The organism is Mesorhizobium sp. M8A.F.Ca.ET.057.01.1.1, from assembly GCF_003952565.1.
In the GTDB taxonomy this organism is placed as follows: Bacteria; Pseudomonadota; Alphaproteobacteria; order Rhizobiales; family Rhizobiaceae; genus Mesorhizobium.
On the sequence record NZ_CP034454.1, the window covers coordinates 664,658 to 685,297 of the forward strand.

At 64.9% G+C, this 20,640-nt stretch carries 17 protein-coding genes, 1 pseudogene and 1 riboswitch; of the genes and pseudogenes, 9 read left to right on the forward strand and 9 right to left on the reverse strand.

Annotated features, from left to right (window positions below; translation table 11 throughout):
* Positions 1–86: 86 nt before the first annotated feature.
* Both EJ077_RS02960 and EJ077_RS02965 read left to right on the forward strand, forming a co-directional pair.
* Positions 87–1,385, forward strand: a complete 1,299-nt coding sequence (locus EJ077_RS02960; RefSeq protein ID WP_127279499.1) for an adenylosuccinate synthase — start codon at positions 87–89, stop codon at positions 1,383–1,385.
* Positions 1,386–1,460: 75 nt separating this feature from the next.
* Positions 1,461–3,212: a hypothetical protein gene (locus EJ077_RS02965; protein ID WP_208699502.1), complete on the forward strand. Its 1,752-nt coding sequence runs from the start codon at positions 1,461–1,463 to the stop codon at positions 3,210–3,212.
* A 26-nt stretch (positions 3,213–3,238) separates the two neighbouring features.
* Here the strand turns inward: EJ077_RS02965 and EJ077_RS02970 are convergent, their stop codons facing one another.
* The 4 genes from EJ077_RS02970 to EJ077_RS02985 form a co-directional block, all read right to left on the reverse strand.
* Positions 3,239–3,538: a CcdB family protein gene (locus tag EJ077_RS02970; RefSeq protein ID WP_208699504.1), complete on the reverse strand. Its 300-nt coding sequence runs from the start codon at positions 3,536–3,538 to the stop codon at positions 3,239–3,241.
* Positions 3,538–3,780, reverse strand: a complete 243-nt coding sequence (locus tag EJ077_RS02975; RefSeq protein ID WP_208699506.1) for a type II toxin-antitoxin system CcdA family antitoxin — start codon at positions 3,778–3,780, stop codon at positions 3,538–3,540. Before EJ077_RS02975 ends, EJ077_RS02970 begins: the two co-directional genes overlap by 1 nt.
* Positions 3,781–3,865: 85 nt before the next feature.
* Positions 3,866–5,683 (reverse strand): ABC-F family ATP-binding cassette domain-containing protein, encoded by a 1,818-nt coding sequence (locus EJ077_RS02980; RefSeq protein ID WP_208699508.1) that lies wholly within the window; start codon positions 5,681–5,683, stop codon positions 3,866–3,868.
* Position 5,684: 1 nt separating this feature from the next.
* Positions 5,685–6,329 carry a thiamine diphosphokinase gene (locus EJ077_RS02985; protein WP_208699510.1) on the reverse strand — a complete coding sequence of 215 codons (645 nt, stop codon included), beginning with the start codon at positions 6,327–6,329 and terminating at the stop codon, positions 5,685–5,687.
* 86 nt (positions 6,330–6,415) lie between these two features.
* A riboswitch (TPP riboswitch) is annotated at positions 6,416–6,530 on the forward strand.
* Positions 6,531–6,573: 43 nt separating this feature from the next.
* Here EJ077_RS02985 and thiB point away from each other — a divergent pair.
* From thiB to EJ077_RS03005, 4 genes are all read left to right on the forward strand, one after another.
* A complete protein-coding gene (gene thiB / locus EJ077_RS02990) occupies positions 6,574–7,572 on the forward strand; it encodes a thiamine ABC transporter substrate binding subunit (RefSeq protein WP_208699512.1) in 999 nt (332 codons plus the stop codon).
* Between the two features lie 8 nt (positions 7,573–7,580).
* Positions 7,581–9,206 (forward strand): thiamine/thiamine pyrophosphate ABC transporter permease, encoded by a 1,626-nt coding sequence (thiP, locus tag EJ077_RS02995; protein WP_208702893.1) that lies wholly within the window; start codon positions 7,581–7,583, stop codon positions 9,204–9,206.
* Positions 9,199–9,975 (forward strand): thiamine ABC transporter ATP-binding protein, encoded by a 777-nt coding sequence (thiQ, locus tag EJ077_RS03000; protein WP_208699514.1) that lies wholly within the window; start codon positions 9,199–9,201, stop codon positions 9,973–9,975. The genes thiP and thiQ overlap by 8 nt, the downstream gene beginning before the upstream one ends.
* A gap of 230 nt (positions 9,976–10,205) precedes the next feature.
* Positions 10,206–11,675, forward strand: coding sequence for a M48 family metalloprotease (locus EJ077_RS03005; protein WP_023784820.1), 1,470 nt, complete (start codon positions 10,206–10,208; stop codon positions 11,673–11,675).
* A gap of 15 nt (positions 11,676–11,690) precedes the next feature.
* Here the strand turns inward: EJ077_RS03005 and EJ077_RS03010 are convergent, their stop codons facing one another.
* On the reverse strand, positions 11,691–12,554 hold the full coding sequence (locus EJ077_RS03010) for an RNA polymerase factor sigma-32 (RefSeq protein WP_127279395.1): 864 nt from the start codon (positions 12,552–12,554) through the stop codon (positions 11,691–11,693).
* Positions 12,555–12,867: 313 nt separating this feature from the next.
* Between EJ077_RS03010 and EJ077_RS03015 the strand changes: the two genes are divergently transcribed.
* The 3 genes from EJ077_RS03015 (at position 12,868) to EJ077_RS03025 (ending at position 15,226) form a co-directional block, all read left to right on the forward strand.
* A complete protein-coding gene (locus tag EJ077_RS03015) occupies positions 12,868–13,641 on the forward strand; it encodes an amino acid ABC transporter substrate-binding protein (RefSeq protein WP_208699516.1) in 774 nt (257 codons plus the stop codon).
* A 137-nt stretch (positions 13,642–13,778) separates the two neighbouring features.
* Positions 13,779–14,459 carry an amino acid ABC transporter permease gene (locus tag EJ077_RS03020; protein WP_208702894.1) on the forward strand — a complete coding sequence of 227 codons (681 nt, stop codon included), beginning with the start codon at positions 13,779–13,781 and terminating at the stop codon, positions 14,457–14,459.
* Positions 14,456–15,226, forward strand: a complete 771-nt coding sequence (locus EJ077_RS03025) for an amino acid ABC transporter ATP-binding protein (protein ID WP_208699518.1) — start codon at positions 14,456–14,458, stop codon at positions 15,224–15,226. Before EJ077_RS03020 ends, EJ077_RS03025 begins: the two co-directional genes overlap by 4 nt.
* Positions 15,227–15,325: 99 nt before the next feature.
* Here EJ077_RS03025 and EJ077_RS03030 read toward each other — a convergent pair whose 3' ends face one another.
* The 4 genes and pseudogenes from EJ077_RS03030 to EJ077_RS03045 form a co-directional block, all read right to left on the reverse strand.
* Positions 15,326–15,907, reverse strand: coding sequence for a CarD family transcriptional regulator (locus EJ077_RS03030; RefSeq protein ID WP_006327799.1), 582 nt, complete (start codon positions 15,905–15,907; stop codon positions 15,326–15,328).
* Between the two features lie 368 nt (positions 15,908–16,275).
* Positions 16,276–16,614 (reverse strand): ferredoxin FdxA, encoded by a 339-nt coding sequence (fdxA, locus tag EJ077_RS03035; RefSeq protein ID WP_095089463.1) that lies wholly within the window; start codon positions 16,612–16,614, stop codon positions 16,276–16,278.
* A 235-nt stretch (positions 16,615–16,849) separates the two neighbouring features.
* Complete coding sequence (locus tag EJ077_RS03040) at positions 16,850–17,236, reverse strand: RNA-binding S4 domain-containing protein (protein WP_208699520.1); 387 nt, start codon at positions 17,234–17,236, stop codon at positions 16,850–16,852.
* A gap of 13 nt (positions 17,237–17,249) precedes the next feature.
* Positions 17,250–20,635, reverse strand: a pseudogene (locus EJ077_RS03045) (helicase-related protein).
* Positions 20,636–20,640 lie beyond the last annotated feature (5 nt).

Sequence of the window (20,640 nt, forward strand, 5' to 3'; positions counted from 1 at the left end):
CGCGCTCGCGAGGTCTTGACGCTATAGAGGCCTGTCGTTTCGAACCATATCCAAGCCGCGCTGCGGCGTCTCAAGGGAAAAGAAACATGGCCAATGTGGTGGTCGTCGGCTCGCAGTGGGGCGACGAAGGCAAGGGCAAGATCGTTGACTGGCTGTCGGAGCGCGCCGATGTCGTCGTGCGTTTCCAGGGCGGCCACAATGCCGGCCACACGCTGGTCGTCGACGGCAAGGTCTACAAGCTGTCGCTGCTGCCTTCCGGCGTCGTGCGGGAAGGCAAGCTGTCCATCATCGGCAATGGCGTGGTCTTCGATCCGCATGCTTTCGTCGCCGAAGTGGAGAAACTGAAGGGCCAAGGCGTGGACGTCACGCCGGATCGCCTGAAAATAGCCGAAAACACGGCGCTTATCCTGTCCGTACACCGGGAGCTGGACGGATTCCGAGAGGATGCCGCTTCGAATTCCGGAACGAAGATTGGCACGACCCGACGCGGGATCGGCCCCGCCTACGAGGACAAGGTGGGCCGCCGCGCGGTTCGGGTGATGGATCTGGCGGATTTGGAAACTTTGCCCCTGAAGGTCGACAGGCTGCTGACGCACCACAATGCGCTGCGTCGCGGGCTCGGCCATGGCGAAGTCACGCATGACGCGATCATGCAGGAATTGACCTCGGTCGCGAACGATATCCTGCCCTACATGGACCGCGTCTGGAAGGTGCTCGACGACAAGCGCCGCGCCGGCGAGCGCATCCTGTTCGAAGGCGCGCAAGGCACGCTGCTCGACATCGACCACGGCACCTATCCGTTCGTCACCTCGTCCAACACGGTCGCCGGCCAGGCCGCGGCAGGCTCCGGCGTCGGTCCGGGCGCCATCGGCTACGTGCTTGGCATCACCAAGGCCTACACGACGCGCGTCGGCGAAGGTCCGTTCCCGACCGAGCAGAAGAACGAGATCGGCGAGTTCCTCGGCACGCGCGGCCATGAATTCGGTGTCGTCACCGGGCGCAAGCGCCGCTGTGGCTGGTTCGACGCGGTGCTGGTGCGCCAGGCGGTTGCCGTCAATGGCATCAAGGGCATCGCGCTGACCAAGCTCGACGTGCTCGACGGGCTGGACGAGATTAAGGTCTGTACCGGCTACAGGCTCGACGGCGAGACGATCGACTATCTGCCGGCAAGCCAGGGCGCGCAGGCCCGCGTGGAACCCATCTACGAAACGCTGGAAGGCTGGAAAGGCACCACCGCCGGCGCGCGCAGCTGGAACGATCTGCCGGCCCAGGCGGTCAAATATGTCCGGTACATAGAGGAGTTGATCGGCGCGCCGGTTGCACTCCTCTCCACCAGCCCGGAACGGGACGACACGATACTTGTGACCGATCCGTTTCAAGACTAGTTTCTGAAGCCTTTCCGGGCATCGCGGCTGATTTGCGGGGGCCGGCGCGGAGGCAAAATACAGGTCGACTGAAGCATGGCAGATTTCGTTGCTGTTCTGAAAAACGCGTTCGAGAAGCACGGCGACGAGACGCCCGAGAAGCGTGCGCGCATCTATAACAGCGTTCGCGCCATGCTGGCGAAGAAGCTTGCGGAATATTCGCCGCCGCTGGCTCCCGAGGCCATAGACAAGCAGAAACGCTCGCTGGACGACGCCATTGCCGGCGTCGAGCGGGACTATGTCAAGAGTGTGCCGGAGACGGACCCGCTCGCGGAACTGGAACACATCTTTTCCTCCATCGACCGCAACAAGAACCAGTCCAACCACGTCAAGCAGCCGGCCAAGGCCGAATCGATTCCCGCCCCATCCCCGTACCGGCCGGCGCCTGCCGCGGCCAACCCGGAGCCGTACAAGCCGGCGCAGCCCTTGGCGAACCCCGAACCCAACCGGCCTGCTCCAGCGGCCAAGGCCGAGCCAGCCTGGCAAAGGTCGACGCCGGTCCAGCCCGCTCCGGACTTTTCGGAGAAGACCTTGCCGGGGATGGACGCGGATCGGGACGACGACCAGGACGATGTCTTTGCCAATGACGAAGCGCCGGCGACCGACACTTTCGAGCGGTTGCGTCCGGCCGAACGCAAGCGCGGCTATGGCGGACTGATCGCCGCCGTCGTCGCGTTGCTGGTCGTTGCCGGCGGCGGTTACGGTATCTGGCTGAACAAGGATGCCTTCGGCAAGATGCTGGGCCTGGGTGGCAGCAAGGTTGTTGCCAAGGTCGAACCGGTGAAACCGGCGCCGGCCAAGCCGGCGACCGATGCCGCGGCCACGCCACCGGCGCCCGCGACCGGCGCCGAAGGCACGAAATTCACGCAGCGGCTGACGCCCGAAGGCGGCGAAACCGATCCCGGCCCGGGCGGTGGACAAAGCGGCATAGGCGAGGGTGAATCCGTCGCCGCGCTGACGACGCCGCCAACGGCAACGAATGCGCCGGCCACGGCCGCGCCGGCGGTTCCCGCGCCGGCTGCCAATACGCCGGCTGCCAATACGCCCGCTGCTGCTGCGCCCGCGGCAGGCGCGCCTGCCCCCACCACGCCTGCGGCGGGCACCCCGCCCACCACACCACCCGCCAACGGAACCGCGCCCGCGGCGCCGGCCAATGCCGCCGCCACGCCGCCGCCCGCGCCGGCAGGCGCCGCTCCGGCGGCTACGGCTCCGGCTGCGGCGCAAAGCTCGGTTCCGGTCGGCCAGAAGGCGATCTTCTACGAGGAGCGTACCAGCACAGCGCAGGGTTCGGCCGAGCCCGGCAGCATCGTCTGGTCGCTGGTGCAGGAATCGCCGGGCGGCGACCTGCCGCCAGAGCCTGCGATCCGTGCCGAGGCGACCATCCCCGGCAAGGACATCCAGTTGCGCATGACCATTCGCCGCAACACCGACCAGACCCTGCCGGCTAGCCATATCATCGAGATGATCTTCCTGACGCCTGACGGCTTCGAGGGCGGCGGCGTCGACAACATATTGCGCGTCGCCATGAAGAGCTCGGAACAGGATGCCGGCAGCCCGCTGATCGGCATCCCGGCCAAGATCGCCGACGGCTTCTTCCTCGTCGCGCTCAACGACACCAAGGCCGACGAAGACGCCAACATGACCTTGCTGCGCGGCCAGGACTGGATCGATGTGCCGGTCGTCTACAAGACCGGACGGCGGGCGCTGCTGACCATGGAAAAGGGCATTCCCGGCGAGAAGGTGTTCGACGAGGCGATCAAGGCCTGGCAAGCGAAAACGGCGGGCTGAGCAGACGGCGTAACGGCCGCCTTCGATCAGAAACCCTGGAACAGCATGTCGAGCGCGGCGGCGATCTCGTCGTGATGTTTCGTCAAGTTCAGCCGACTTTCACCCAATTCGCTTGCCGGAACGGTAGCAATCAGGTGTGTCGCCATAACCAGCTTCCGGCCGTTGATGTCGAAGATCGGATGAAGCTTTCGCATCGGCGGCGGCACCGTTGCGACCGGCAGAAGCGGGACGACTACCCGCGTCCTAAAATTGTCGAGCAGATCGGATTGAACGTCGAGCAAATAGTTGCCTTCGACGCGACCGGCGAAGACATCATAGCGGGGCATCAGAACTGCCGGTACTCTTCCAACGGGATGCCATGTTTCTCGATGTAGTCGTTCCACGACTCCATCGTGGCGCGGTTCTCTAGCTTCCATAGTCGCGTTTTTTCGGCCGCCACCGCTTCCGCGATGCCGGCCTCCGCAGCGCGCGAGACATTCACATCAAGCCCTTTGGCTTCCCGCATGAGATTTGAGTCGATCGACAGATTTGCTGGCTGACGGACCGCATTCAAGGCAATCTTACGCATGGTGGCCTCCGCGACATGCGCATAATATATGCGCATTCCGATATGGAAAGCAATAAAATCGAGCTGCCCCGACCGCGGGCGGAACCTACCCTTCCATCTCTTCCCGCAGCATCTCCAGTTCCAGCCATTCCTCTTCCAATGCGGCCAAGGTGGCGCGCTCCTTGTCGAGGGCGGCGATGGTCTTCTGGAACGAGGCCGGGTCGCGCTCGTAATAGGCCGGGTCGGCGATGTTGTTCTCCAGCCGTGAAATCGACGCGGTCACTGCCTCGATTTTCTTGGGGAGGGACTCCAACGCGAACTTCTGCTTGAACGACAGTTTTTTGGCAGGCCCTTTTGCTGCGGCAGGTTCTGCCTTGGCAGTCGGTGCGTCGCCGGCTTCGGCCTTGGCGCGCGCCTTGCGGTCATCGAGCCGGGTGCCGCCGCGCTGCGCCAGCATGTCGGAATAGCCGCCGGCATATTCGACCCAGCGGCCGCCACCGTCGGGCGCGATGACGCTGGTGACGGTGCGGTCGAGGAAATCGCGATCATGGCTGACCAGGATGACGGTGCCGGCGAACCCGGCGACCAGTTCCTGCAGCAGTTCCAGCGTCTCCATGTCGAGATCGTTGGTCGGCTCATCGAGTACCAGCAGGTTCGCCGGGCGCGCCAGCACGCGCGCCAGGATCAGCCGCGCCCGCTCGCCGCCGGACAACTCGCGCACCGGCGTGCGCGCTTGCTCCGGCTTGAACAGAAAATCCTTCATGTAGGAGACAACGTGGCGCTGCTCGCCATTGATGACGAGGTTCTCGCCGCGCCCGTCGGTGAGATATTGCGCCAGTGTCTCCTGCGGGTCGACCGCTTCGCGCTTCTGGTCGAGCGTGGCGATCTCCAGATTGGTGCCGAGCCGTACCGAACCTGCGTCCGGCGCCAATTCGCCGGTCAGCATCTTCAGAAGCGTCGTCTTGCCAGCGCCGTTCGGTCCGACGAGGCCGACGCGGTCGCCGCGCTGGATGCGGGTCGAGAGCCCCTTGACGACGGTGAGGTCGCCGAAGCTCTTCTCGATGTTCTTGGCTTCGATCACCAGCTTGCCGGATTCGGCGGCGTCGCTGGCGACCATTGTCGCGGTGCCCTCCGCGCCGCGATGGCCGCGAAAGCGCTGGCGCATGGTCTGCAGTTCGCCGAGGCGTCGCATGTTGCGCTTGCGCCGGGCCGTCACGCCATAGCGGAGCCAGTGCTCCTCGCGCACGATCTGGCGACCGAGCTTGTGCTGTTCACGCTCTTCCTCCTCCAGCACAAGGTCGCGCCATTCCTCGAAATGGCCAAATCCCTTGTCCAACCGGCGGGTCTGGCCACGGTCGAGCCAGACTGTGGCGCGCGACACACGTTCGAGGAAGCGGCGGTCGTGCGAGATGACGATGAGCGCCGAGGAAGTCCGGACGAGTTCTTCTTCCAGCCATTCGATGACCGACAGATCAAGATGGTTAGTCGGCTCATCAAGTAGCAGAATGTCGGGCTCCGGCGCCATGACGCGGGCAAGGGCGGCGCGCCTGGCCTCGCCGCCGGACAGGTCTCCCGGCCGCTCCTCGCCCGACAGGCCGAGATGCTCCATCAGATAGCTGGCGCGGTAGGGATCGTCGGCCGGGCCGAGCCCGGCTTCGACATAGGCCCGCACATTGGCGAAGCCGTCCATGTCGGGCATCTGCGGCAGATAACGCACCGTTGCCGAAGGCTGCCGGAACACCTCGCCGTCCTGCGGTTCGATCAGGCCGGCGGCGATCTTGAGCAGCGTCGACTTGCCGGACCCGTTGCGGCCGACCAGCGCGATCTTGTCGCCGGCCGACGCGGTCAAGGCGGCGCCATCGAGCAGCGGCGTGCCGCCAAAAGTCAGTCTTATCCCGTCGAGATTGAGAAGAGGCGGGGCCATGTCAGCTTTCGGGCAATGGATAGGGATGGGCGAGCAGCAGCGCGCGGCCGTGGCCGAGCGCGATGTCGAGGCGGCCCTTGACCTCGTTGGAAATGGTCAGCGACGATCCGAAAGCCACCTTGACCTTGTCGAGCGGCCATTTGGCACCGGTGACGGTCAGGCCGGAGAGTTCGGAAAAGCCGAGAATAGAAAATAGCGTGCCGTCGGCATAGTCGAAGCTGGCCCCGCCGTTGAGCAAGGGGACACCCTCCTGGGCGCCGCTGGTCAAAAGCACATCCGTTCCGGCCTCGGCCAGCCGCAGGCCGAGCGCCAGATGCAGGAAGGCGTGATCGGCGCGCTTGCCGCCGAAGGCGCCCACCAGCACAAGGCGGGTCGCTCCGCGCTCCAGTGCGGCCGCGATTGCCAGTTCGCCGTCGGTCTTGTCCTTTTCCGCCGGGAAGGTTTGCCGGGGAACGGCGGCGAGATGGGCGGGCAGATCGGCCGGAACCGAATCGAAATCACCGACCCACAATTCCGGCACGAGGCCCAGTATCCGCGCATGACCGATGCCGGCGTCGGCGGCGATCACGCGCGAGCCTTCGACCTGGCGGTCGAGCCGGGGCGTGCGGAGGAGATCGCCGCCAAGCAGGATGGTGAATGTGCTCATATCCCGTCGCCTTACCAGCCCGGCACGGGAAACGGAAGGCGGCAAACTCCCACTTGCGTGTCCCACCCGCCGGGCCTATGTGTCGAAACGCTCTAACGGGGTGCCGGACGCGAATTTAGCGGACCGGCTGAGAGGCAGTCTCGCCAACCCGCTGAACCTGATCCGGTTTGTACCGGCGGAGGGATTAGACGTTTCGGACAGTCCGACGCCTCAATTCCTTTCAACGCAAACGAAGGAGGCGCCGATGCGCACGTTGTTATATTCTCTCATCGCAGCCACGGCAGTGACGCTGTCCGGGCCGGCTTTGGCCAAGGACAAGCTCACGGTCTACACCTATGAGAGCTTCACCGCCGACTGGGGTCCAGGTCCCGTGGTGAAGAAGGAATTCGAGGCCGAATGCGGCTGCGGTGTCGAATTCGTCTCGGTCGCCGACGGAGTGGCGCTGCTCAACCGCGTCAAGCTGGAAGGCGCTTCGACCAAGGCTGACATCGTGCTCGGCCTCGACACCAATCTGACCGCCGATGCCAAGGCCTCGGGCCTGTTCGCGCCGCATGGCGCGGTGAGCGATGTCAACGTACCGGGCGGCTGGAGCGACGATACTTTTGTTCCCTTCGACTATGGCTATTTCGCCGTCGTCTACGATACGCAGAAGCTGAAGTCGCCGCCGAAAAGCTTGAAGGAGCTGGTCGAGGGCAGCGCCGACGACAAGATCGTCATCCAGGATCCGCGCACCTCGACGCCCGGTCTCGGCCTGCTGCTCTGGGTGAAGTCGGTCTATGGCGACAAGGCGCCGGAAGCCTGGGCCAAGCTCAAGACCAAGGTGCTGACCGTGACGCCGGGCTGGAGCGAGGCCTATGGCCTGTTCACCAAGGGCGAGGCGCCGATGGTGCTGTCCTACACCACCTCGCCGGCCTACCACATGGTCGCCGAGAACACCGAGCGTTACCAAGCGGCATCCTTCGAAGAGGGCGAGTATCTGCAGATCGAGGTCGCCGGCATCACCACGACCGGCGCCAAGAACCCGCTGGCGGAGAAATTCATGGCCTTCATGACCGGACCGAAATTCCAGGACGCCATCCCCGAGACCAACTGGATGTTCCCGGCCGGCAAGACCGACAAGCCGCTCAACCCGGCCTTCGACAAACTGGTCAAGCCGACCAAGACCCTGATGTTCAGCCCGGATGAGGTCGCCGCCAACCGCAAGGCCTGGGTGGATGAATGGCTGGCGGTGATGAGCAAGTAGGCAAGCAGATGGCGCCGGCGCATTCCACGGATTCTCGTGTCGGCGCCGGCATCACCGCGCTCGCGGCAATCGCGCTGCTGATCGGCGGCGCGTTTGCCGGGCTGCTTGTCGAAGGCGCACACGACCTTTCCGGGGCCTGGGCGGCCTTCGATCCTTATCTGCTGCGCGTCGTGCGCTTCACACTCTGGCAGGCGGCCCTGTCAACCCTGCTCTCCGTCGGGCCGGCCCTGTTCGTGGCGCGGGCGCTGTCGCGGCATCCACGGTTTTTCGGCCGCGCCTTCATCCTGCAGCTCTTCGCCGTGCCGTTGGCGCTTCCGGCGATCGTCGCTGCGCTCGGCATCCTGGCGCTCTATGGCCGTGCCGGCTATTTCGCCGGCCTGTTCAACTGGGTTGGCGGCCAGGGCTGGCCGGGCATCTACGGCCTCTCCGGCATTCTCGTCGCCCATGTCTTCTTCAACCTGCCGCTGGCCACCCGCCTGTTCCTCGAGGCGCTGCAAACCATCCCCTCCGACCAGTGGCGGCTGGCGAGCCAACTCGGCATGGCGGCGCGGCCGGCGTTCCGGTTGATCGAATGGCCGACGCTGCGCGCCGCCTTGCCCGGCGTCGCCGGGCTCGTCTTCATGCTCTGCATCACATCCTTCACGATCGTGCTGACGCTTGGCGGCGGGCCGGCCGCGACGACGCTCGAAGTCGGCATCTATCAGGCCCTGCGCTTCGATTTCGATCCCGCGAGGGCTGTCGCGCTGACATTGCTGCAGATCGCCTTGACCTTCATCGTGGTGCTGGCGCTGACGCGGCTCGGCGCCAATGTCGTCGGCGACACCAACCTGCCGGTCGCGCCGCGCCGCCATCTCTCCGTCAACGGCACCGAAGCCGCGCTGAATGCCTTGCTCATCGGATTGGCGCTGCTCTTCGTCGCGGGACCGATGGCGGCGACCGTGGCGACCGGATTGGGCGCCGATCTCGGCCGGCTGGCCGGCGAGGCCACTGTCCGGCAGGCGACACTCACCAGTGCCGTGCTCGGCTTCCTTTCGGCGCTGCTTTCGGTGATGCTCTCGTTGGCATTGACCATGGCGCGGAGGGCGCTGGCATTGAACCGCCGCTCCGGCCCAATGACACTGCTCGAACACGCCACCGATACCGGCGCCGGCTTTGTGCTGGTCGTGCCGCCGATCGTCGTCGGCGCCGGCTGGTTCCTGTTGCTGCGCCATGCCGGCGACGTCTTTGCCGTCGCTCCGCTCATGGTCGTCACCGTCAACGCTGTCATGGCGATGCCTTTCGCGCTGCGCGCCATCCGCCCCGCCCATGATGCGGCAAGCGAGCGCCACGAACGGCTCTGCGCACAGCTCGGCATTTCCGGCTGGGCAAGGCTGAGGCTGGTCGAGTGGCCGTCGCTGCGGCGGCCGCTCGCCACCGCCTTCGCCTTTGCCATGGCGCTGTCGCTTGGCGATCTCGGCGTCATCGCCCTGTTCGGCAGCGATTCCGTGCAGACCTTGCCCTACCTTCTCCTGGCGCGCATGGGCAGCTACCGCACGCAGGACGCCGCCGGCCTGGCGTTGTTGCTGGCCCTTGTCTGCCTGGCACTGGTGCTGGCAGCGGACCGGCTGGGAAAGGGGATGGCCCGCGATGTCTGACGGGGCGGCTGAGCGCAAAGGGGTTCCGGTGCGGCTGGACAAGGTCTCGTTCAGTTATGGCGAGGCATTGTTCGCCTTCGATGTCGAGTTCACCGCGACGCAAATCACCGCCATCATGGGGCCGAGCGGTTCGGGAAAGTCCACGCTGCTCAATCTTGTGGCCGGGTTCGAGACGCCAAGATCCGGCCGCGTGCTGATCGGCGAGGCCGAGGTCAGCGGCGAGCCGCCGGCCGTGCGTCCGGTGTCCATGGTGTTTCAGGAGAACAATCTTTTCGCGCATCTTTCCGTCGAGCAGAATGTCGGGCTCGGCCGTTCGCCATCGTTGCGGCTGACCGAAGCCGACCACGCCGATATCGCGGGCGCCCTTGCGCGCACCGGTCTTGCCGGCAAGGAGAAGCGGCTGCCGCGCGAACTTTCGGGCGGTGAGCGCCAGCGCGTCGCCCTGGCTCGCGTGCTGGTGCGTGACCGCCCGGTGCTGCTGCTCGACGAACCCTTCGCCTCGCTTGGGCCCGCCTTGCGCGACGATATGCTCGACCTAGTTGCCGGCCTTCATGCCGAGCGTGGCATGACGGTTCTGTTCGTCACGCACCAGCCGCAGGATGCCCGCCGCATCGGCCAGAAAGTGGTGTTTCTGGACAATGGCGCCGTCGCTGCCACAGGCACGGCGGACGATTTCTTTGCCGGGGCTGGTCCGGAGGCGTTCCGGCGCTATATCGGTGCGGGTGCGGGGGATGCCTTATCACGAGATATTGCCCGGAAGCGGACATAATTTACGCTCAAACCGGCCCGAGGCGATGTGGCGCTTGCTTGCCATGACTGGAGTAGTGTGGCTAGGTCCGCTCGATACCGTCCGGCACAGGCCGTGATTTGCCTACAGCATCTGCTGCCCGCCCCGAGGGGCGCGTGACGGACGCTGTAGCAGTTTGTTTTGCGCATGCATGATTATGCGCAAGGACCTGAAAGGAGGCCATTCTGGCAATCGGCGTTGACAGGCTACGAATAAACCCGCTGGCGCGCTTCCTGGCGCTGGCTGGCTTTGCCGTGGCGCTGGCGAGCTGCCAGATGTTCACGCCTCCGGAGGTCCAGGAATCCGGCTTCCAGCCGTCCGACAAGCCGATCACGGTGGACAATGTCGCCGCCAACAACAAGCTTGCCGAACTCGCCAAGGCGCAGCATCCGCGCATCCTGGCGACCTATGGTGGCGAATATTCCGATCCCAAGCTCGAACGCATGGTCGCCAAGGTGGTCGGCAATTTGACCGTGGTATCGGCCAACCCGACCCAGACCTATCGCATCACCATCCTCAATTCGCCGAACGTCAACGCCTTCGCGCTGCCGGGCGGCTATCTCTACATCACGCGCGGCCTCCTGGCGCTGGCCAATGATTCGTCCGAGCTCGCCGCCGTCATCGCGCATGAAATGGGACACGTCACCGCCAATCATGGCCTGCAGCGCCAGCAGTTGGAGGCCGAGGAAGGCCTTGCGACCAAGGTCGTCTCGGATGTGCTCGGCGACAGCCCGACCGCCAAGGCAGCACTGATCCGCGGCAAGCTCAGGCTGGCGCAGTTCTCGCGCAACCAGGAACTGGAGGCGGACGCCATCGGCATCAAGTCGATCGGCGAAGCCGGCTACGATCCCTATGCCGCCGGCCGCTTCCTGCAGTCGATGTCGGCCTACACCGATTTCCGCTCGATCAGCGGCGCCACCGACGCCAGCCTCGACTTCCTTGCCACCCATCCCAACACACCACAGCGCATCGATCTGGCACAGCGCCACGCCCGCCAATTCGGCGCGCCCGGTTTCGGCACGCGCGACCGCGATTCCTTCCTCGCCGGCATAGACGGCCTGCTTTACGGCGACACGCCGGAAGAAGGCTATGTGCGCGGCGAAACCTTCCTGCATCCGGGCCTCGGCGTGTCGTTCACGGTGCCGGACGGTTTCATCATCGACAATTCGGCGGCGGCGGTGACGGCGACCGGTCCCGGCGACATAGCGATCCGCTTCGACGGCGTTTCGATCGACAAGAACCGCGCCTTGACCGACTATATCAGAAGCGGCTGGGTGGCTGGCCTCGACGACAGCACCGTCAAGCAGGAAACCATCAACGGCAATGAGGCGGCGACCGCGCATGCCGGCGCCGAAGGCTGGCAGTTCGACATCGCGGTGATCCGCGCCGGCGGCCAGGTTTACCGATTGCTGACCGCGGCCCCCTCTGCCAGCACCTCGCTGGAAACGGTGGCGCGCTCGGTCAGCGGCTCCTTCCGCATTCTCAGTCCCGCCGAAAAAGCGGCCCTGAAGCCACTGCATATCCGTGTGCTTACGGTACAGCCGGGACAGACCATGGGCTCGCTTGCCGCGCAGATGGTTGGCGTTGACCGCAAGCTCGACCTGTTCCGCGTGCTCAATGCGTTGTCGCCGGGTGCCGCGGTTTCGGCCGGCGACAAGGTCAAGATCGTCACCGACAAGTAGCGCCCATTGCGGGAATCAGGCGGCGGTCGCCATGAATTCGGGATTCTGCTTCACCAGCGCGACCTTGAGCTTTTCCATCGCGCGGGCCTCGATCTGGCGGACGCGTTCCTTGGAAATGCCGAGCGTCTCGCCGAGTGCCTCCAGCGTGGCGCCCTCGTCGGTCAGCCGGCGTTCCTCGATGATGCGGAGTTCGCGGGCGTTGAGAGCTTGAAGCGCCTCCCTCAGCCAGAGCGAGCGGCGCGCGACGTCGATCTTGTCGCCGACAATCTCGTCGGGCAGGGGATCGTCCGAGACCAGGAAATCCATCCGCTCGGTCGCCCCCGCATCGTCGGCAAGCGGCACATTGAGCGAGGAGTCCGGCGCCGACAGGCGTGAATCCATCAACGCCACATCAGCCTCGGAGACACCAAGCGCAACCGACACCTCGCGGTAGAGGGTTGTGTTGGAGAGCGGTTCGGCGCCGTTCGCGAGGCGCGCACGCAGGCGCCTGAGATTGAAGAACAGGGCCTTTTGCGCCGAACTGGTGCCGCCGCGCACGATCGACCAGTTGCGCAGGATGTAGTCCTGCATCGAAGCGCGAATCCACCACGTCGCGTAGGTCGAAAACCGTACCTCGCGCTCAGGCTCGAAGCGGGCGGCGGCCTCGAGCAGGCCGACATGGCCTTCTTGGATCAGGTCGCCGAGCGGCAGGCCGTAGTGACGGAATTTCGAGGCCATGGAAATGACCAGCCGCATATGGGCAACGGTGATGCTGTGCAATGCGTTCTGGTCGTTGTCCTCTTTCCAGAGCAATGCAAGCCGATGCTCCTCGTCGCGCTCAAGGTAGGGCGCCCTCATTGCCGCGCGGACCATGACCCGACCTGCCGTGTCTTCCATCATAAGGCGCTCCCTGGCTCAGGCGATGCGGATGACAGGCACCGGCTTGAAATGACGGCGTCGTGCCCTAGAACAGCCAAAACTGCCGCGCGCGGGAAAGGTTCCGCTGGCGCAGGCGGGGGAGCGATGACGTGCGGGCAATTTCGACACGGCTGCCCGTAACTGTGAATGCTGCAAAGAAATTCGTTTTGGAGTATTTGGTTTCCGAAATTGGTCCTCTTTGAAATTTCGTTCCTTATTTTTTCGACCCGCATCTGTCATTTTCCAGCGCCTCACAACATGCCTGACATCAGGCCAAGGACGGGATCACAGAAAAATGAAATGGCTCAAGTCACTCATCATCGCCGGAACACTGCAGGCCCTGGCGGTCGCATCGGGCCATGCCGGCGCCAATCTTGACCAGATCAAACAGGCCGGTGTCATCAAGGTTGGTACGGAAGGCACTTACGCGCCTTTCACCTACCATGATGCATCCGGAGCGCTGGTCGGCTTCGACGTCGAAATCGCCAAGGCGATCGCCAGCAAGCTCGGCGTCAAGGCGGAGTTCCTCGAGGGCAAGTGGGACGGCCTGATCGCCGGCCTCGATGTCAAGCGCTACGACGCCGTCATCAACGAAGTCGGCATCACCGATGCCCGCAAGGCCAAGTACGATTTCTCCGATCCCTATATCGCCTCCAAGGCGGCGCTGATCGTGCGCGGCGACAACACCGACATCAAGACCTTCGCCGATCTCAAGGGCAAGAAGTCGGCGCAGTCGCTGACCTCCAATTTCGGCAAGCTGGCCGAGTCGAATGGCGCCGAACTGGTCGGCACCGACGGCTTCGACCAGTCGATCCAGCTGCTTTTGACCGGCCGTGCCGACGCCACCATCAATGACAGCCTGTCGTTCCTCGACTTCAAGAAGCACAAGCCCGACGCCAATGTGAAGATCGCCGCCCAGGAAGAGAATGCCGATTATTCCGGCGTCATCGTGCGCAAGGGCGATCCGGAGCTGGTCGCGGCCATCAACAAGGCGCTGGCCGACATCAAGGCCGACGGTACCTATCAGAAGATCGCCGACACCTATTTCGGCCAGGACGTGTCGAAGTAATTCATAGGGCGGGGCCGGTTGCCGCCCCGCGGCCCATCCAGCGGCGAGCCGTTTTTGACGGCTCGCCGCTTTTGTCGTGATATGGCTGACGCATTCGCGCTTCGATGACGCCGCTCGTCCATTCCGGAGGATTTTTCGTGCTGCACTGGCTGCAACTGATGCTGGAGTCGCTGCCCTCGCTGCTGTGGGCAGCGTTGATCTTCACCGTGCCGCTGACGCTGCTGTCCTTCGCGCTCGGCCTGACGGTGGGGCTGGGCGCGGCGCTCGGCCGGCTGTTCGGCCCGAAGCCGCTGGTGATGCTCGTGCGCTTCTATGTCTGGATCTTCCGCGGCACGCCGCTCCTGGTGCAGCTGTTCCTGATCTTCTACGGCCTGCCTTCGGTCGGCATCCTGCTCGATGCCTTTACCGCGGCGCTGATCGGCTTCACCCTCAACATCGGCGCCTACACGTCGGAAATCATCCGTGCGGCGATAGGCTCGGTGCCGAAAGGCCAGTGGGAGGCCGCCTACTCGATCGGCATGACCTGGAGCCAGGCGATGCGGCGCACCATCCTGCCGCAAGCCGGCCGGGTGGCGGTGCCGCCGCTCTCCAACACTTTCATCTCGCTGGTCAAGGACACGTCGCTGGCCGCCGCCATCACCGTGCCGGAGATGTTCCAGGCAGCGCAGCGCATCGTCGCCACCACCTATGAGCCCCTCATCCTCTATGTCGAAGCGGCGATCCTCTATCTGGCGATGAGTTCGGTGCTGTCGGCCTTGCAGACGCGGCTGGAGGAGCGGCTCAACCGTTATGGCGGCTTCCTGGAGGCACGCTCATGATCGGCCTCACCAACATCGAAAAGCGGTTCGGCGACAATCTCGTGCTGAAGGGGGTGACGGTTGCCATCGCCGAAGGCAGCGTCACAGCACTTGTCGGACCTTCGGGCGGGGGAAAAAGCACGCTGCTGCGCTGCATCAACCTCCTGGAGATCCCGACCTCTGGCACTGTGCGGATCGGCGACGAGACGCTCGAGTTCCGCCCGGGCGGAAAGGTGCCGGCGGCGGACATAAGGCGTCTGCGCCTGCAGACCGGCATGGTGTTCCAGAATTTCCAGCTGTTTCCGCATCGCACCGCGATCGAAAATGTCATGGAAGGTTTGGTCACGGTGCTCAAATGGTCGCCCCAGAGGGCACATGAACGGGCCCTCGCTCTGCTGGAGAAGGTCGGCATGGCGCACAAGGCGGATGCCTGGCCGGCGACGCTCTCGGGAGGCCAGCAACAGCGCGTGGCGATCGCCCGGGCGCTGGCGCCGTCGCCCAAGGTGCTGCTGTGCGACGAACCGACTTCGGCACTCGACCCGGAATTGGCGCAGGAGGTTGTCGATGTGCTTAGTCAGCTCGCCAGCGAGGGAACGACCATGGTGATAGCGACGCATGATTTGCGCCTGGCTTCCAAGATCGCTCAGGAAGCGGTGTTCCTCGATGCCGGCGTCATTGTCGAGCAGGGGCCATCCGCCACGCTGTTCGGCAATCCGGAGCGCGAAAGGACAAAACGGTTCATCGCCACGCTGAAGCAGGAGGCGGCGGAGAAGGAGGCCGGCGCATAGGCGCGGCAATCTCCGGCAATCCCAAAGACAAAAAACCCGGCCCAAAGACAAAAAACCCGGCACGAGGCCGGGTTTTTCGTTAATTCGAAGGCGAAAAGCTCAGGCAGCTTCTTCCTGCTCGGCTTCCTCATTGTCGGCCTTGGCGCCACGCTTGGGGCCCTTGTTGAGGTTGACCTCGATCAGGCGCACGGCTTCGGTTTCCGACATGCGGTTGACGGCGGCGATCTCGCGGGCCATGCGGTCGAGCGCCGCCTCGTAGAGCTGGCGTTCGGAATAGGACTGCTCCGGCTGGTTGTCGGCGCGGTAGAGGTCGCGCACGACTTCGGAGATCGAGATCAGGTCGCCCGAATTGATCTTGGCATCATATTCCTGGGCACGGCGCGACCACATGGTGCGCTTGACGCGGGCGCGACCCTGCACGACCTTCAGCGCGCGCTCGACATAATCCTCTTCCGACAGCTTGCGCATGCCGATGGAGGTCGCCTTGGCGACCGGCACCTTGAGCCGCATCTTGTCCTTCTGGAAGTCGATGACGAACAGTTCCAGCTTGTGGCCAGCCACTTCCTGCTCGTCGATCGAGACGATCTGGCCGACGCCATGCGCCGGATAGACGATGTACTCGCCGGTCTTGAAACCGTGACGCGCGGCCGTGGACTTCTTCTGCGGGGTGATCGTTGCCATTACGCCCTGAACTCCTTGTTGTGGACCGGCGGCGGTGCCGGCTGAACTCATGTGATCGGGTCACCGATCATTCGCCGCACAACAGATGAACCCACCGGAAAAGCCGGGACCGGCAAACCGCACGAATTGCGACCGCCTGGCCCAGATCGCTCTGGTCCGGAATGGGATTTTCACCTTTCAGTGATTTGGGGCGTCTGCGCCATAAATCGACGTTGTGTCACCGGCATGTTTCGCTGATGTAACACAAAAAGTCGGAAGAATCAAGGTTTTGCTGTGTAAGCGAAGGCCACAACCAATCGCCGCCTGTCAAGGCGGTTAATTCGACGTGCCTGTTACGCTACGTCATACAAGCCTTTACAGCGGTCTTGTCAATCGCCTTCGCCGGGCTCGGCGGAGAAGTATTTCTCGAACTTGCCGGCCTCACCGTCGAAGCTCTTCGCGTCGGCCGGCGGCTCCTTCTTGGCGGTGATGTTGGGCCATTTCTCGGCATATTCGGTGTTGATCTGCAGCCATTTGTCGAGCCCGGACTCGGTGTCGGGCTTGATCGCGTCGGCCGGGCATTCCGGTTCGCAGACGCCGCAGTCGATGCACTCGTCGGGATGGATGACGAGCATGTTCTCGCCTTCGTAGAAACAGTCGACCGGACAGACCTCGATGCAGTCCATATATTTGCATTTGATGCAGTTGTCGGTCACGACATAGGTCATCGGTCGGCTCCGGGATGTCCCGTTTTTGTTGGCTTTTTTTGTGAGGTAACGCCTTTATCGGCTGCTTGCAAGGGTGGCCGTTCCCAGGGGCGTCAGGGTTTGGGAATGGAATTCCAGGCGGGCGGTGCCGCGAGAGCCCGACATGCCCCACCGGCCGTCCTGTTTGCCGCTCCCGGTTCTGCTTTTTGTTTGTCGTTGCCCTCGGGCAACGCCCCTCCGCGGTCGGTCGAACGGCTCAATCTTCGTCGAGCAATCGGTCGGTCTGGCGGCGCTCTTTTTTGGTCGGGCGGCCGCTGCCTGCCTCGCGCAACGCCGGGATAGCATCGGGAAGGGCGGCGGCCTTGGGTGCGGGCAGCGGCGACATGTCTTCATAAAGAGTGCGGGCTTCCTCGGCCGGGCCGCGCCGCACTCCGGCGCCAAGCACCTTCCAGACGAAGATACGCCGGTCGAGCGTGATGGTCAGCACGTCGCCCGGCTTGACCAGATCGGAAGCCTGCGCTGCTTTGTCGCGATTGATGCGCACGCGGCCGGCGACCACCAATTTGGCCGCCAGCGAGCGCGATTTCACCGCACGCGAAAAGAACAGCCATTTGTCGATGCGCTGGCGGCCTTCAGCAACCATCGAAGTGCCGAGCCTACTTCTTCAGTTGGTCGCGCAAGGCGGCGAGCTTGGCGAAGGGGGAATCCGGATCGAAGCGCACAGGGCGTTCCTCGCGCGGCTTGGGTTGGAAGGCGGGCTTTCCGCCCCCTTGCCTTCCGGCCTGCCGCCCTTCCAGTCTGGGCGGCCTTCGCGGCGCTCGGGACGATCGCCTTGCGGGCGGCCATCGCGGCGCTGCTCGCCGTCACCTTGCGGCTTGGGCTTGAACTTCGAGCGGTCGAAGCGCGGCTTGCCGGCGCCGTCGCGGCGTCCTTCATGGGCGGGACGGTCCGTGGGCGTGCCTGTTGCCGGTGCGCCGCCGGCATCGGCCGACGCGTTGCCTCGGCCACGCGCTTGTCCGTTTTGCGGGCGGTTGTTGCGGCCGTCGCGATGACGGGGACGCTGGTCAAAGCGGCCTTGGCGCCACAACAGGATCGGCTTTGGCGCTTCGGCTTCCGGCACCGTTTCGCCGACGGCTTCCGCCACCGCAACGGGTTCGGCGGCTTCAGTCGGCGCGGAGGCCTCGACGGCCGGCTCCGCCGCCGCGGCGTCCTCTTCCGGGGGCGCGGTGTCAATCTCGGCAGTCTCAGCTTCGGCCCGCGGCTCAACCGGCGCCGGCTCGACGGGTTCAACGGCGGCTTCGGCCACAGGCGCCTCTTCGCCACCTGCAACGTCAGCCGTGGCTTCCGCCTGCTCTTGCACGGCAGCTTCCGTCGGCGCGTCTGCCGCGACTTCGGCTGCAACCTCCATCGCCGCGGCGGTTGCCGCGTCCGGCACCAGCTCCAATCCCTCGGCGGCTGGCGCTGCCGCCTCTTCCGCCGCCTTGGCCTGTTCCGCGCGGGCTGCCTCCGCGGCTGCCTGCTTGGCCGCGGCGGCTTCCCGCGCGGCAGTATCCTGCGCTTCCAGCCGCGCCTTGACGTCCGCCGCCGGCTTCGGCTCGGCGCGATAGCCCAGGCCCTTCAGAATCTCTTCCATGTCGTCGGCGGTGGCGCCGAGGATCGACATCATCGGCGGCGTCACCATGAAGGATTGGCCGTCATAGGCGCCGTCCGGTCGCTGGCCGAGGCCGGGCTTCCAGTTGGTCGCCGGGCGGATCAGGTCCGCCAGCCGCTCCAGAATGTCGATGCGAACGGCGCGACGGCCGAGATTGCGGTAGCCGGCCAGCTTGTAGAACGCCTTGTCGAAGGCCGGATCGATGACCACGGAGGTGCGGCCCGATGCCAGGGCATGGACGACGTCGCCGAAGCCAGGCTTGTCCTTGCCGTCGTTCTTCAGCGCCCACAGCAAGGTCACCAGTCCGGCAGGCGCCGGCTTGATCAGCGCCGGCACGAAGACGTGGTAGGCGCCGAAACGCACACCGAGCCGGCGAAGCGCCGCGCGGCCCTCCTGGTCGAGCGACTTCATCTCCTCGGCGATGTCGCGGCGATTGATGAGGCCGAAATTCTCGACCAGCTGGAAGGCGATGCCGCGGCCGATACCGGAGATCTGCTCGGCATTTTTAAGGTCGACCAGCGGCTTCAGCAGGGATTCGATCTGGAAATTGACGAAGCGCTCGGCGCGCGCGGCGACCTTGTCGCGAGCCGGGCCGGTGAGCTGTTCGTCGGCCAGCAGCACCAGGCGCGGCTTCAGCGCGTCCTCGCCCGAAACCAGCGTGCCGATCGGCGCGCCGATCCAGCGCAGCGTGCCGTCCGAACCGAGCGCGAGATCGCCATTGGCGCAGGCACCGAAGCGCTCCGCGCGTGCATCGAATTCGGCGGCCAGCGCCTTTTGCGCAGCCGTGCGCACGGCCTTGGCGTCTTCGCCGCCGGCGGTCTGGTCGGCGGTGAAGCGGAACCCTTGCAACTCGCCGACATGATGGCCTTCGACAAGGACGGTTCCGGTAGGACTGATTTCGGCTTCAGGCATGGTATTTTCTCTAAGGCGCCGCATGAGGACGGAAGTCCTGCGGTCTACGAAGCGTTTCGTCAACCGCTCATGCAGCGCATCCGACAATCTGTCTTCGATTTCGCGCGTCTTTTCCTGCCAGTGTGCCTGATCGGCCAGCCAGCCGGGTCGGTTCGACACGAATGTCCAGGTGCGGATCTGGGCGATGCGGTGCGACAACGTGTCGATGTCGCCCTCGGTGGTGTCGGCGCGGCGCACCTGCTCGGCCATGTAGTTCTCGTCGACATGGCCATGCCGGGCGAGATCCATGTAGATCGAGGCGATGAGGTCGGCATGCTGGGCGGGCGCGATCTTGCGATAGTCCGGCAGCGCGCAGGCTTCCCACAGCAGCGCCACGCGCTTGGCATTGGTTGCGAGCGCGCGGATGCCTTCGTCGCGGGAGAGATGTTCGAGCGCCTGGGCATCGACGGCCGGCAGCGCGCGCGTGAGGCCCTCGACCGGGGCGTTGGTTTCGATCGAGCGCTTCAGCGCATCGAGGCTGGCGAAATCGAATTGGGCGGTGCGCCACTGCAGCACCTTCACCGGGTCGAAGTCATGGCCCTCGATCTTCTGGACCAGGTCCTCGTCCAGCGGGTCGACCTGGCCGGTGACGCCGAACGTGCCGTCGCGCAAATGCCGGCCGGCACGGCCGGCGATCTGGCCGAGCTCGGCCGCCGTCAAATTGCGGTACTGGTAGCCGTCGAACTTGCGGTTCTGAGCAAAGGCGACATGGTCGAGGTCGAGGTTGAGCCCCATGCCGATTGCGTCGGTGGCAATGAGATAGTCGACATCGCCCGACTGGAACAGCGCCACCTGGGCATTGCGGGTGCGGGGCGACAGCGCACCCAGAACCACCGCTGCACCGCCTTGCTGGCGCCGGATCAGCTCGGCGATGGCGTAGACCTCGTCGGCCGAGAAGGCGACGATCGCGGTGCGCCGTGGCAGGCGCGTCAGTTTCTTGGAGCCGGCATAAGCCAGATGCGACAGGCGCGGCCGCGTCACCACCGAGATGCCCTTCAGCAGCCGCTGGAGGATGCCGTGCATGGTGGCCGCGCCGAGCAGCAGCGTTTCCTGGCGGCCGCGCAGATGCAGGATGCGGTCGGTGAAGATATGGCCACGCTCGAGGTCGCCCGCCAGTTGCACCTCGTCGATGGCGACGAAAGCGGCGTCGGTCTCGCGCGGCATGGCTTCGACGGTGCAGACCGAATATTTGGCGCCCGGCGGCTGGATCTTCTCTTCGCCGGTGATGAGCGCCACCTTGTGGGCGCCAACTTTCTCGCAGACGCGCGTATAGACCTCCCGGGCCAGCAGCCTCAGCGGCAGGCCGATGACGCCGGTTTCGTGCGCCACCATGCGCTCGATGGCGAGATGGGTCTTGCCCGTGTTGGTCGGCCCAAGCACGGCGGTCACGTCGCGGCCCGACAGGATCAGCGGCTCGGTGTGTTTCTGCTGGATGTTCATCGGCT